At 74.3% G+C, this 12,245-nt stretch carries 14 protein-coding genes and 1 pseudogene; 6 read left to right on the top strand and 9 right to left on the bottom strand.

Annotated elements, in window-relative coordinates; translation table 11 throughout:
• Positions 1-332 precede the first annotated feature (332 nt).
• Together ACF053_RS01915 and ACF053_RS01910 are read left to right on the top strand one after the other, a co-directional pair.
• The gene (locus ACF053_RS01915; RefSeq protein WP_391952623.1) at positions 333-1,127 is read left to right on the top strand and encodes a polysaccharide deacetylase family protein; all 795 of its coding nucleotides are present in this window, start codon (positions 333-335) and stop codon (positions 1,125-1,127) included.
• A gap of 147 nt (positions 1,128-1,274) precedes the next feature.
• Positions 1,275-1,775 (top strand): response regulator, encoded by a 501-nt coding sequence (locus ACF053_RS01910; RefSeq protein WP_391951969.1) that lies wholly within the window; start codon positions 1,275-1,277, stop codon positions 1,773-1,775.
• Positions 1,776-1,820: 45 nt separating this feature from the next.
• On the opposite strand, the gene ACF053_RS01905 is transcribed toward ACF053_RS01910, so the two are convergent.
• The 3 genes from ACF053_RS01905 to ACF053_RS01895 all read right to left on the bottom strand — a co-directional run bounded on the left by ACF053_RS01905 (position 1,821) and on the right by ACF053_RS01895 (position 4,102).
• Positions 1,821-2,834, bottom strand: coding sequence for a hypothetical protein (locus ACF053_RS01905; RefSeq protein WP_391951968.1), 1,014 nt, complete (start codon positions 2,832-2,834; stop codon positions 1,821-1,823).
• A gap of 217 nt (positions 2,835-3,051) precedes the next feature.
• Positions 3,052-3,507 carry a subtilase-type protease inhibitor gene (locus tag ACF053_RS01900; RefSeq protein ID WP_391951967.1) on the bottom strand — a complete coding sequence of 152 codons (456 nt, stop codon included), beginning with the start codon at positions 3,505-3,507 and terminating at the stop codon, positions 3,052-3,054.
• A gap of 364 nt (positions 3,508-3,871) precedes the next feature.
• A complete protein-coding gene (locus ACF053_RS01895) occupies positions 3,872-4,102 on the bottom strand; it encodes a hypothetical protein (RefSeq protein WP_391951966.1) in 231 nt (76 codons plus the stop codon).
• Positions 4,103-4,366: 264 nt separating this feature from the next.
• On the opposite strand from ACF053_RS01895, the gene ACF053_RS01890 reads away from it, so the two are divergent.
• Entirely contained in the window at positions 4,367-4,822 is a 456-nt protein-coding gene (locus tag ACF053_RS01890; protein WP_058940555.1) for an SPW repeat protein, read from the top strand.
• Positions 4,823-4,960: 138 nt separating this feature from the next.
• Here the strand turns inward: ACF053_RS01890 and ACF053_RS01885 are convergent, their stop codons facing one another.
• The 3 genes from ACF053_RS01885 to ACF053_RS01875 are packed head-to-tail and all read right to left on the bottom strand — an operon-like array spanning position 4,961 to position 7,927.
• Complete coding sequence (locus tag ACF053_RS01885; RefSeq protein WP_391951965.1) at positions 4,961-5,509, bottom strand: cupin domain-containing protein; 549 nt, start codon at positions 5,507-5,509, stop codon at positions 4,961-4,963.
• Entirely contained in the window at positions 5,506-6,738 is a 1,233-nt protein-coding gene (locus tag ACF053_RS01880) for a cytochrome P450 (RefSeq protein WP_391952622.1), read from the bottom strand. The genes ACF053_RS01885 and ACF053_RS01880 overlap by 4 nt, the downstream gene beginning before the upstream one ends.
• Before the next feature lie 16 nt (positions 6,739-6,754).
• Positions 6,755-7,927, bottom strand: coding sequence for a type III polyketide synthase (locus ACF053_RS01875; protein WP_391951964.1), 1,173 nt, complete (start codon positions 7,925-7,927; stop codon positions 6,755-6,757).
• A gap of 312 nt (positions 7,928-8,239) precedes the next feature.
• On the opposite strand from ACF053_RS01875, the gene ACF053_RS01870 reads away from it, so the two are divergent.
• Entirely contained in the window at positions 8,240-8,461 is a 222-nt protein-coding gene (locus ACF053_RS01870; protein ID WP_391951963.1) for an acyl-CoA carboxylase subunit epsilon, read from the top strand.
• Positions 8,462-8,529: 68 nt separating this feature from the next.
• Positions 8,530-8,979: pseudogene (locus ACF053_RS01865) on the top strand (transposase); the annotation flags it as partial.
• Between the two features lie 109 nt (positions 8,980-9,088).
• Here the strand turns inward: ACF053_RS01865 and ACF053_RS01860 are convergent.
• Positions 9,089-9,886, bottom strand: coding sequence for a hypothetical protein (locus tag ACF053_RS01860; protein WP_391951962.1), 798 nt, complete (start codon positions 9,884-9,886; stop codon positions 9,089-9,091).
• A gap of 40 nt (positions 9,887-9,926) precedes the next feature.
• On the opposite strand from ACF053_RS01860, the gene ACF053_RS01855 reads away from it, so the two are divergent.
• On the top strand, positions 9,927-10,295 hold the full coding sequence (locus tag ACF053_RS01855; RefSeq protein ID WP_391952648.1) for a hypothetical protein: 369 nt from the start codon (positions 9,927-9,929) through the stop codon (positions 10,293-10,295).
• A gap of 188 nt (positions 10,296-10,483) precedes the next feature.
• Here the strand turns inward: ACF053_RS01855 and ACF053_RS01850 are convergent, their stop codons facing one another.
• The gene (locus ACF053_RS01850; protein WP_391951961.1) at positions 10,484-11,269 is read right to left on the bottom strand and encodes a polysaccharide deacetylase family protein; all 786 of its coding nucleotides are present in this window, start codon (positions 11,267-11,269) and stop codon (positions 10,484-10,486) included.
• Between the two features lie 104 nt (positions 11,270-11,373).
• A complete protein-coding gene (locus ACF053_RS01845) occupies positions 11,374-12,243 on the bottom strand; it encodes a DMT family transporter (protein WP_391951960.1) in 870 nt (289 codons plus the stop codon).
• Positions 12,244-12,245 lie beyond the last annotated feature (2 nt).

The raw sequence follows: 12,245 nt of genomic DNA, 5'->3' as shown, positions 1-12,245 counted from the left end.
GCTCCCGGCGGGCCGCCGCGGCCGCCCGCCGGGCCCCGCCCGCGAAGTCGACCGGCGCGAAGGCCCCCCCCCCCCCCGGCCGGGGGGGCGCCCCCCCCCCGGGGCCGCCCCGGGGCCGCGTGCGCTCCGCGCGGCCGGGGCGGCTCCGTCCGCCGTGTCGGCCGCCGTCCGCCGTGCGGCACCACCGCCGGAAACCGGCGACAGCCGCCCACCCCACCCACCCCACAGACCACCCACCCCGGTATACATGCGGTGTATACACCCTGTGTACTGTGCAGCTCGTGGCCCTCGCCGGGCCTTCCCGACCCGCCCTCCCGAAGGAGAGCTGCACCGTGCCGTTCCCGCCGCTCTCCGCGTCGTCCGCGACGCGCTCCCCCCGTCCGTCACGCCGTGGCCGCCGGGCCGCCGCCCTCGCCGCGGTCGCCTCGCTCGTCCTGGCCGCGGGCGGCTGTTCGGTCGACACCGTCGCCCCCGCCGACGCGCGCGGCGACGCCAAGGGGGAGGCCCCGCGCCCGGTGGACTGCCGCGAGGCCAGGTGCATAGCCCTGGCCTTCGACGCCGGGCCGGGCAAGGACACCCCGGAGCTGCTGGACATCCTCAAGGCGAAGAAGGTCCCCGCCACGTTCTTCCTCCTGGGCAGCAGGCACGTCGACCGCTACCCGGACGTCGTCCGCCGCATCGCCGCCGAGGGGCACGAGGTCGCCAACCACACCTGGACGCACCCCGACCTGACCGACATCGAGCCGCACGAGACACGCGAGGAACTCCAGCGCACCCAGGACGCCGTCGAGCGCCTCACCGGCCGCAGGCCGACCCTGATGCGACCGCCGCAGGGCCGCACCGACGAGAAGGTCTCCGAGATCTGCCGCGAACTCGGCCTCTCCCAGGTCCTGTGGAGCGTCACCGCGAAGGACTACGCCACCACCGACTCCGACCTGATCCGCGAACGGACCCTGAAGGGCGCCGACAAGGACGGCATCATCCTGCTGCACGACATCTACGACGGGACCGTCCCCGCCGTGCCCGGCATCATCGACGAGCTGAAGGAACGCGGCTTCACCTTCGTCACCGTTCCGCAACTCCTCGCTCCCGCCACGCCCGAACCCGGAGAGGTCTACCGCCCGTGACCCGGGCGGGGCGGGCGACGGGGCGTCGTCCGGCCGCGGCTCGTTCGGCCCCCTGCCGCCGCGGCTCCGGCCGGGGCATCCTGGGCATCCTGGAGCGAGGGGGGCCGGTCCGCGTCCGCCCGCCTTGTGGAGCGGAGGTGAGGGACCATGCCCGCCGGGGAGAAGGTCCTCCTGGTCGACGACCGTGAGGACAACCTGTTCGCGCTGCACAGCGCCCTCTCGCCGCTCGGCTATCCCCTGGAGTCGGCCACCAGCGGAGATGCCGCGCTGAAGGCGGTGCTGCGCGGGGGTGTCGCCGTGACCGTCCTGGACGTGGTCATGCCCGGTGTGAGCGGCCTCGACGTCCTGCGGTACATGCAGCGGGTGGAGCAGACGCGGCGCATCCCGGTCATCCTGGTGACCGGGATGGGCGTCGACGCGCAGCTGTCCCGCACGGCGATGCGCCTGGGCGCGGCCGACCTGCTGATGAAGCCGATCGACCCCTGGGCACTGTGCATCAAGGTCCGGTACCTCCACCGCGCCGCCCACGGCCGACCCGCTCCCGCGCGAGCGGGCGCGGCAGCGTTGCCGGCGGGGCCCGCGGCGCTCACGGGGCCGGATGTGGCGGACGCACCCGTGGACCGGGCCGGTCGCTGGGGACACCCGTAGGAGCGGCCCGGACGCACGGGAGGCCGCCGGGCCCGCCTCCGCGACTCACCGCAGCCGCTCTGCCGTCCGCTTCGCCCTCCGCGCCCGTTCCGCGGCCTCCCGCGCCTGCGTCCCGGCCCGTTCGGCCGCCTGCCCGGCGTTCCGCACGCGCTCCCGCGCCCTGCGTACGGCGCCCCGCTCCGCCTCCCGCCGCTCCCGCGCCTCCTCCAGACGGGCCGTCAGCTCCGCCACCTCGGAGTCCGCGTCCCGTACGCGCCGGTCGGCCACCCGCAGCTCCTCGCGGGCCGCGGCCGCGTCGCCCTCCCGCGCCTCGGCCTCGCGGCGGGCGAGGGCGGCCGCCTCCTCGGCCCGCGCCCCCTCGGCCCGCAGTCGCTCCTCCTCCCGCGCCCGCAGCTCTTCCTGCCGCGTCCGTCGCTCTTCCTCCCGGGGTGCGGGGCCGGCCGGGGCGCCCCGCCGCCCCGCCGCCGTGGCCGCTTCCGGACGGTCGGTGGCCGTACGCCGCCGGGGCGCCGTACCGCCCTCGCCCCCGCCCGCGCGGCCGCTCGCGGGAGCGCCACCCGGCGCGCCCGGCATCCCGAAGCCCGCGGCGGCGAACCCGACCGGTGCGCTCAGCGCCTTGCTCAGCCGTCCGGCGGCCCACTCCTCGGCAGCGTCCGGATCCGCGAGCGCCGCGTGCAGGGTCGCCTCCACCTGCTCGCGGGCGGCGTCCCCCACCGCCTCACCCGCCTCGGCGGCCAGCCGCTGCGCCTCCCGGGCCAGCGCGGCCACCAGGACGTGCTGCCGGCGCCCCAGCTCGCGCAACCCGGCGCCGTCCAGCTCCTGGTGCGCCCGCCGCAGCCCGTCGCCGAGCGCGACGAGCGACCGCACCTCCTCCGGTCTCGCCCGGACGAGGAGGTTGCTCGCCCAGGCGGCCAGGGTCGGACGCCGCAGCGCCCCGATCCGCTCGGCGAGCCCGCGGTCGCCGGCGGTGCGGGCCTGGGCGGCGCGCTGCGCGCGGACCGCGGTGAACTGCGCGGGCCGCAGCCCGTACAGCTCGTCGGCGACACTGTCGAGATCCATCGCTCACGGCCCCACGGCTCGCTCTCCCGGGGCGCTGCCGCACCCCGCCCGTCCCTTCACTATGCCCCCGGCCGGGCCGACCGGCCCGCGCGGCCCCGGCGCGGCGTACGGCGGTCGCGGGCCCCCGGGCACGGCAGCGGCCCGCGCCGTACCGGTGGCAAGGGGAGGCTGCCGCCGGTGACGACGCGGGCCGCGGGGAGATCGGCGCCGGTCGCGCTCAGAAGGCGAAGACCGGGGTGCCCTCCGCCCCCAGGACGCAGGAGTTGCCGTACGTACGCTCGAACTGGACACGCCGGCCCTCCCAGACGCCCTCGGCCGTGACGACGACCGGGTCGTAGATCTTGACGCAGGCACGCGTGCCGTCACTCTTCAAGGCGGAGAACCGGCCGTCGACGGCGCGCAGGGCGTCGCACGCCTTCTGCGGGTCCGGATGGGTCCCGCCCGGCGACGGCATACAGCTGAGGGTCACCGCGCGGAGCGGGGTCGCCGTCGCGGCGTCCTCGCCGTCCGACACGGTCAGGACCAGGGCGCTCGGAGCGTACAGTCGCGACTCGCCCGTGTCGCCCGCCTCCGCGGCGCCGGCGGCCGGGGCCAGCGCGGTCATGGCCGCGGCCGTGATCAGCCCGAGTATGGCGGTGCGGCGCAGGGGGTTCCGCTTGTGCGTCATGGTCATCACTCTTCCTTCGAATCCGTCGGTCGGGGTCGGTAACAGCCTGCCGATACGAGCCCGCTGACGCACATTCAGTGAAGGTTTTCAGGTGCCGTCCCGCTTTCAAGCAGTGACGCGAAAGCTTCCCCCGGGTGTTACGGTGCGTCATGTGGCGCTGCGTCACCGCAGGTTGACCGGGGGTCGCACATCCGGTTCAAAAGTGCACGATGCGTGGATTGGTGCGGAATGTGAGTCGCAACATGTCCGAAACGCACCGGTAACTTCCGTGTTTCGCCACTGTTCGGACCGTTCCGGCGCGCCGCGTCACCCGGGCCCGGCCGGGCTCACCCCGGTCTGCCCCGCCCGATTCGCCCGGGCCCGTGCCGCCTCATCCCGCCCGGTCGGCCCGCTCCTCCCGCCCGAGCGCGAAGTCCACGAGCGACCAGGGGGTCAGGGCGTCCTTCTTCACCAGGGCGACCCCGTCGTCGCGCGTGGTGTCCGGCGCGTCCGCGGCGCTGGGGGAGTGCGGCGCGGACGGGGCGGCCTGGGCGGTGCCCGCGGTGCCGGTGGCCGCGAGCGCGCCCGCGACTGCGGCCAGGGCGATGGTGCGGAGGTTCATGGCGTACCTCTTCCGTTCGGGTCGTCGGCAGCGACCGGTTCGCGGGTCGCGGTACCGCGCACGGCTGGGCGTGCGGTTGATCAACGACGGTGCGCCGCGGAGGTGTCGTCGTCGTGGTGCCATCCCGGTGAACCGGTGAACCGGTGAACCGGTGGGCGCGGGGCGGTCCAGGCTCGGAAAAGTTCCATTTGACCCGGATGGAGTAAGAGGGGTTATATGGTCGTAAAGGGCAGATAAAGGCTTCTTTAGGAGGCGGGCCCCGCAATGACCACGCACCCGACCATCGAGCAACACCCCGACGTCGCAGAGATGCGCGCTCGGTTCGAGCGAGCCACCAGCACGCCGCGCGGCCAGGCCATCGAGGCGCTGGCGTTCCTCACCGGCGTCTACCTCGCGGCATCCCCGTGGATCGCGGGGTTCAGCGGGTTCACGACCCTCGCCGTGACCAACCTGATCCTCGGTGTCGCCTATGCGCTGTGCATGGGCGGCCTGGGTTCCGCCTACGAGCGGACCCACGCCATGGCCTGGTGCGCCGTGGCCATCGGTGCCTTCACGATCATCGCGCCGTGGCTGGTCGCGGGCAACGTCGACACCACGCGCACCATCTGGAACAACATCATCGTCGGTGTCGTGGCCCTGCTGCTGGGGGCCGCCATGGCCGCGACGGGCGAACGCCGCAGCGGCGGCTCGCGCGCCCGCCGCAACCGCCCCACGCCATGACCCGACCGACACGCTCCCGGGCGGTCCGCGCACAGCACCGCCCGTGACGGGTCCGGCCGGAGAAGGGGCCGAACAAGGGAAGGGCCCCGGGCCGCCTCGAAAGGCGGGCCGGGGCCCGGGCCGTGCACGCCGTGCGGGTCACGGCGCCGACGTGCCGTACCCGTCGTGCCGCATGGGCGTCAGCTGCTCGATGTCGTACCGCGAGCGCAGCGCGGCGATCGCCGCGTGGTCCGGGGAGCCGCCCGCGTCGAGGATGTCCAGCAGCTCCTCGAAGTACCGCTCGTGGTCCGGGGGAGGGGACGCCTGGAAGAACATCTTCGCCGGCTGGTCCGTACGGTTGGCGAAGGCGTGCGGGCACCCCGGTGGTACCACGATCACCGTGCCGGGGGTCGCCCGCACCGTCCGGCGACCGCTCGTGGACTCCCAGTGCCGCCAGTCGTCGCGGGTGCGCACCCGCGGTTCGAACGCCAGCACGTCCAGCTCGCCCTCCAGCAGGTAGAACAGCTCCTCGCTGTGCGCGTGGACGTGGGCCCCGACGTCGAACCCCGGAGGCACGACGACCTCGAAGCTCGACGCCGCCCGCGAGTGCTCACCCGTGACCTTGAACGTGACCTCGTGGGCGGGCGCCACCAGCGTCCGGCCGTGGCCGGTGGGCACCAGCAGTCCGTCGGGTGCGTGCGCGCTCATCCCCACGCCACCGGCATCGACTCGGGCCCTCGGATCAGCGCCCCGCGCCGGAAGCGGACCTCCCCGGCCGGGACGGCGAGCCGCAGCCCCGGGAACCGGTCGGCGAGCGCGTCCACGAGCAGTTCCGACTCCAGCCGGGCCAGCATGGCGCCCACGCAGAAGTGCGGTCCGTGCCCGAACGCCACATGCGGGTTCGGGGCCCGATCGAAGTCCAGCCGCTCCGGGTCGGGGAACACGTCCGGGTCCCGGTTGGCCGCCAGGTACGACACGTACACCGCCTCGCCCGCCCGGATCCGCGCCCCGGCGACCGTCACGTCCTCCAGGGCGATCCGCGACAGCCCGACCGCGCTGCGGTGCGGGATGTAGCGCAGCAGCTCCTCGATCGCCCGGCCCCGGCCCGCCGGATCGGCGCGCAGCCGGTCCATCAGGTCCGGACGGGTGAGCAGGATGAAGAGCATGTTGCCGGTGTTGTTCGTGACCGCTTCACCGCCGATCTGGATCAGCAGCGACAGGCCCACCGACTCCGACTCGGTGATCTCGCCGGCCTCGACCGCCGCCGACAGCAGCCCGATGACGTCCTCGCCGCCCGTACCGCGGCGCCGCCGCATCGTCTCGGCGAAGTAGCCGCACATCTCCTCCTTGGCGCGCTGGCTGCGCTCCGCGCCCTGCGCCGAGGAGAGGATGAGGTTGGTCCACTCGTGCATGCGCGGTCGGTCCTCGGCCGGCACGCCCATCAACTCGCAGACCACGGCCAGCGGGAACGGCCCGAGGAGCCGCTCGGTGAAGTCGGCCGGGGGCCCGTCCCGCAACACACCCTCGACCAGTTCGTCGAGCATCTCCCGCGCCCGGTCGCGCAGCCGCTCGACACCGCGGGTGGTGAACGCGGGCGCCACCGAGCGGCGCAGCCGCGTGTGGTCCGGCGGGTCCTCGAACCCCACCGCCCCGTCCACCGGGATGAAGTGCGGCGCCAGCCGGGTGACGTCGCTGTCCACGACGAGCTTCCGGCTGAAGCGGGGGTCGTTCGTCACCGCGCGCACGTCGTCGTACCGCGTCACCAGCCACGCCCAGCCGGATCCGTTCGGCAACTTGACGCGGGTGACCGGGCCCTCCTCCATCAGCCCGGCCAGCACCGGGTCGAAGTCCACCCCGGACAGGTCGAGCGCCGGCCAGTGCCGTACGGGAGGCAGCTCGGCGTCGGCGCCCACCGCGTCCGCGCCGGCCTCCGGCACGGACGTCGTCGTGGTCTCATCCAGCACGGTCGGGCTCCTCGGTGTCCGTGTACGCGTCGACGAAGGCGTTCGGCGCCACGGCGACCGCCGAGGCGGCTCCCACCCTCGACCGGGCGCCGACGGCGGCGGCCGGCGAGGAGCCGGAGGTCGTCCAGCGGCCGAGCGACATCTCCGCGGTGATGCCGGGCCCGAAGCCCGCCAGCAGGCCGCGCGCCGACTCGGGGGTGCCCCCCTCGTCGAAGAGCCGCCGCAGCGCGTCCAGGACGACGGCGCTGGCGATGTTGCCGTACTCGGTGAGCGTGGCCCGGCTGAAGCGGAACGCCTCGGGATCCACCCCCAGGAACTTGCTGAGGTCGTCCAGGATCCGCGGACCGCCGGCGTGGATGATGTAGAAGTCCAGGTCGGAAGCGTCCCACCCGTGCTGACCCGCCAGCTGCTTCAGCGCCGGCGCCAGCGGCTCCATCGTGCCCGGCACCCGCTTGTCCAGCTTGAAGTGGAAGCCGGTGTCCCGGACGTCGTAGGCGATCCAGTCGACCGTCTCGGGCACCAGGTACGAGCCGTTGCGCTCCAACTCGACACCCGTGCCGCCCTTGCCGCGCATCACGGCTGCGGCGAGCCCGTCGCCGAACAGGCCGTTCGACAGCAGGTTGCCGACGCCCAGGTCGGTCGGCTGGTAGCAGAGCGAGCAGAACTCGCACGCCACGATCAGCGCGTTCTTGTCCGGGTAGGCCGTGCAGAAGTCGTGCGCGCGGTTGATGGCCGCACCGCCCGCCGCGCAGCCCAGCTGCGCGATGGGCACCTGACGGGTGTCACTGCGGAAGTCCATGGTGTTGATCAGCCACGCCGTGAGCGAGGGCATCATGAAGCCCGTGCACGACACGTAGATGATCACGTCGATGTCCGCGGCCCGCAGCTCCGCGTCCTCCAGTGCACGCCGTATCACGGCGGGCACGCGCGCCTTGGCCTCGGCCTCGTAGACGGAGTTACGGTGTTCGAAACCCGGGTGCTTCAGCGTCTCCTCGATCGGACGGAGGATGTGGCGCTTGCGGACCCCGGTGTTCTCCATCAACCGCAGCGCCAGCGGGAGCTGGGGGTGGTCCGCATGGATGGTCCGCGCCAGTTCGAGCGTCTCCTCCATGGTGATCACATGCTCGGGGACGGACACCGCGGGTCTGCACAACGTGGCCATGATGTCGAGCCCTTTCGTCGCGTGTTGCTCGCGTTCACTCAAAGGATGTGGGAGGTCTGACGACGGCGCGCGTCGAGGCAACTCCGGGTCGTCACCGCGAACCGCCCCCGGGACCCCCGGGCCATAGGCGGGACTGGGGCGACGGGCCCACGGGCCGCCCCGCGAGCTCACCCGTCCGGCCGCCACCCGCCCGCGGTCCGGGCCCCCTCCGGCGCCCCTCCCCGGGCGCCCCGCGCACGCCGCCGACACCCCCGCCGCGGGACGGATCGGCGTGCGGATGCGGAGCCGGCCCCGCCGTCGGACGATGGACCAATGCCCCACCACCTGCGAATAGTTCACGGTTCACCGACGAGCGCGGAACTCGCCGCCATCACCGCCGTGCTGGGCGCCCTCGTCTACGGCACGGCCGAGCACACGTCCGGGCACCCCCACCGTCGGGCGCACCGCGCCGAATGGGACCGGTACTGGAACCCGCACCCCGCGCCCCACTCCTGGTGCACCCGCGGCCCCCGGCTCCCCTTCCACCGGCACTAACTGATCGTTTCAGGCTGAGTTGAGCTGCGGGTCTCGCGCTTGCCGATCTTGGTCGCCAGGGTGTCCGGGTGCGTGCTGATCTTGTTGCTGCCGACCTGTGGGAGCGGGTGGCTCCGCTGCTGCCGCCTGCTCCCGAACGGCGCCGCCGGTATCCCGGACGGCTTCGCGTTGCGGACCGTGCGGCTCTCGCGGGCATCATGGACGTCCTGCGGACCGGCGTTGCCTGGCGCGACGTCCCGGCCGAGACCGTGGGCTGCTCCGGAGTCACGGCCTGGCGCCGGCTGCGGGACTGGACCGAGGCCGGCGTCTGGCCGCGCCTGCACGCCACCCTGCCGGCCGAACTGCGCCGCTGCCGGACCTGGACGACTGCTCCGTGGACGGATCACACGTCCGGGCCCTCAAAGGGGGGATCACGTCGGCCCCTCACCCGTCGACCGCGCCCGCCCCGGCTCCAAGTACCCCTGATCGTCGACCGCCACGGAACCCCGCTCGCCGTCACGCTCACCGGCGGCAACCGGACTCCGCACCCGCTACGAGCGACGTGCCGACCTCCACCAGGGCCTGCTCGAACTGGCCCGCAGCCTCATATGCCTGCGCCGCCTGCGAACCTCCTCCTGAATCGATCAGTTAGCCGCGTTGGAAGCCGTTGACGGCCATGCAGATGTTGAAGGCGAAGAGCGAGAGGCCGACGAGGAAGAACGCCAGACTGAAGAGGGTGCGGAACACCTTGCGGATCCAGGAGTACACGGCGAACGCTTCGCCGGGCCTGTCCGGGTGGTAGGCGACCCGCTTGGTCGGGTCGTAGCTCGCGACGGAGGCGGTGCGGGCCACGCCGTGCAGATCGGTGTAGGCGTAGTTCCGATAGCCGCGGTGCACCGCCTCGACGGTGATGCCGTACCGGGGCAGGTACCACTCGTAGTACGGCGTCCTCATCGCGTAGAGACCGAGCACGAGGATGCCCAGGGTCACGGGGGTGCAGATCAGGAAGAGCAACGCGAAGACCCCCGACCCCACGATCGCCATCGCCACCGCCACCGCGACGGTCACGAGGCCGACGGCCCACCTACAGAGCTTGAGCTTGCGCCGGTACGCTTCCCCCTCGGACTCCGCCGGCGTGCCTTCGGTGACGAGGGCCTCGCCGTCGGCCTCCCGCTCTTCGGGCAGGCGCGCGGTGACCGCGTCGGCGAACACCGCGGCCGCCGCCGCGCTCACGCTCCGTACCCGGAACACGGTCGGGTTTGTACCGGCCGGGGCGGTGAGCTCCACGGCGAGGGCACGGCCCTCCGCACGGACCTGGCGAACGGCCTGGAGTGGGATCCGCTTCTCCTTGCGCCACCGGCGCAGGACGAGGGCGTCTTCCTCCGCCTGGAGGGTGGTTCCGCCGGAGCCGCGGAGGACGGGTATGAGCGAGGTGGTGGTGGGCATGGGCGTTGATCGTAAAGGGGGGTGGTCCGGAGGGCCAGGGGTGTCTTGCGGGCCTGCGAAGTCCCACGGCGTCAGGACTCCATTCAGCAACGGCTCGATCGCCTCGCCAACTCATTCTGAAACGATCGGTAAGGGCGTCCCGCCGGGCTCGTGGCGCTCGCCTACCCGTAGGCGGACCCACTCCCACCACCCCGCGCCGGGGCGGTGCGCGCTCCTCGGTGCGCGCCAGCTGCGCCCGCCGTTCCGCCTGGTCGGCGAGGAGCGACAGCTCCTGCTCCAGGCTGTCGGCCCGCTCGCGCAGGCTCTCCATGAGCCCCGCACCCGCGAGTACGTCGAGATCGTCCGCCGGGCCATGTCCCGCGAGCGGCTGGCCTACGACGGCGAGCCCTGGACTCTGCCCTCGGACTGAACGCCGTCGGCGGGCACCACGCGTCCATCGGCCGCCGCATCGCGGCGTACGGCATCGACACCTCCCACTTCCGGACGCCGACGGGACGCGGTCGGCCCCGGCGCGCCCTGACGCCGGAAGGGGTCCTCGTCGAGCAGCCCCCTGCTGGAGCGGCAGAACCCGGGCCTGCAGGCCGTCAGGCGGGACGGTCAGCCCCCGGCCCGCCCCGCCGGACCGTCTCCGTCGCCGACGTCGCGCAGGTCGCGGCCACCGTGCACGCCGTGCTCGGCGAGCCGGCCCACGACCAGGCCCCGCGCCCGGCAGTCGGCCACGACGCCCGGCAGGGCGTCCAAGGCCGCCCGCCACGAGCCGGGAGCGCACATCGCGTCCGAGTCGTGCAGCAGGACCGTCGCCCCGCCCCGCAGTCCCCGCGCCACCTCGGCGCGCACGCCGTCCGGGGTCGCGGTGGACGTCCAGTCGCGGCCCCACACCGACCACAGCACCGTGCGCAGCCCCGCCGCCCGCGCCGCCGCCCACCGGCCACCGGTCAGCACGCCGTACGGGGGCCGGTACCAGAGGGGCCGGCGCCCGGCCACGTCCGCGACCAGCTCCGCCGCCCCGGCCACCTCGCGCACATCGCGCAGCGGCCGGGGCGTCCACGGCCGGTCGTGCCGCCATCCGTGCACGGCCAGCTCGTGGCCCTCCGCCACGATCGCCCGCCCGAGGCCCGGCGCCCGTGCCAACCGCTCGCCCAGCACGAAGAACGTCGCCCGCACCGACAACCGGTCCAGCGCCCGCAGGAACAGCGGCGTCGTGACCGGGTCGGGCCCGTCGTCGAAGGTCAGCGCGACACGGCCGGGATCGCCCTGCCCGTCCAGCGCCGGCCACAGCCTCCGGCGCGCCCCCGGCAGCCACACCGCCGCCGGCACCACGTGCCAGGCGACCAGGCCCGCCGCCACGGCCCCCACCGCTCCCGCCTGCCGTACGCCTCCCACGGCCCCCACCGTTCGCGGGTGCCGCACGGACCTGACCGTTCCCGCGCGACGCACGACGTCCACAGGGCCCGCCGCTCCCGCGTGCACCACCGCCCGCACCGCCGTCACCACGTCCCCTTCCCGTCCTCGCCACCCGTCACCAGCGGCGACCGCGCCAACTCCACGCACGCCACCACCAGGACGATGACGGCGACCGCCTCGAAGACGCCCCGCACGCCCACGGTGACCCGCTCCTCGAACAGCACGACCCCGAGCACCACGCTCAGCAGCGCGTCGCCCATCGTCAGCGCCGGCTGCGACGCCACGAGCGTCCCCGCCCGGAACGTCACCTGCAGCAGCAGGAAGCTCGTCAGACCGACCGCGACGGCCACGTACAGCTGCCACGCCCCGAACAGCAGGCCCATCCCGTCCTGCACCCGCCCCAGCGCGTCCTTCAGCAGCGCCGCCGTGACGGAGAACCCCATCGCCGTGGCCGTGCCCAGCACGGCGGCCCGCGGCGCGGACGGCAGCCGCAGCGCCACCACCACCAGCGCCACCATGGCCGCACCGATCGCCACCCCGGCCCACAGCCAGTCCGCCGCCGGCACCGTGGAGCGCCCACCCGTCGGCTCGGCCAGCGCCAGGAACGCGGCGAGCCCGGCGGCCATCGCCCCGAACGCCCACCACGTGCGCCGGTCCGGGCTGCGCCGGAACACCACCCCGCCCAACACCAGCGTGAACAGCAGCTCCGTACTCATCACCGGCTGCACCACCGCGAGCGGCCCCGTCGCCAGCGCCAGCGCCTGGAAGACGCCCGACACGCCCAACACCACGGACCCCAGCACCCACGCCCGCCGCCGCAGCAGCCCGGGCCACCAGCCGCGCACGGCCGTGCCCGCCGGACCGGCGTCGGCCGCCGCACGCCGCTGGAGCACCGAGGCCGCGGCGTTGCCCACCGCCGCGAGCAGGGCCAGACAGATCGACAGGGCCAGCATCG

The sequence above is a fragment of the Streptomyces kanasensis genome (assembly GCF_043077165.1).
Classification (GTDB): Bacteria; Actinomycetota; Actinomycetes; order Streptomycetales; family Streptomycetaceae; genus Streptomyces; species Streptomyces changanensis.
This window is presented reverse-complemented; position numbering and strand designations above follow the sequence as displayed.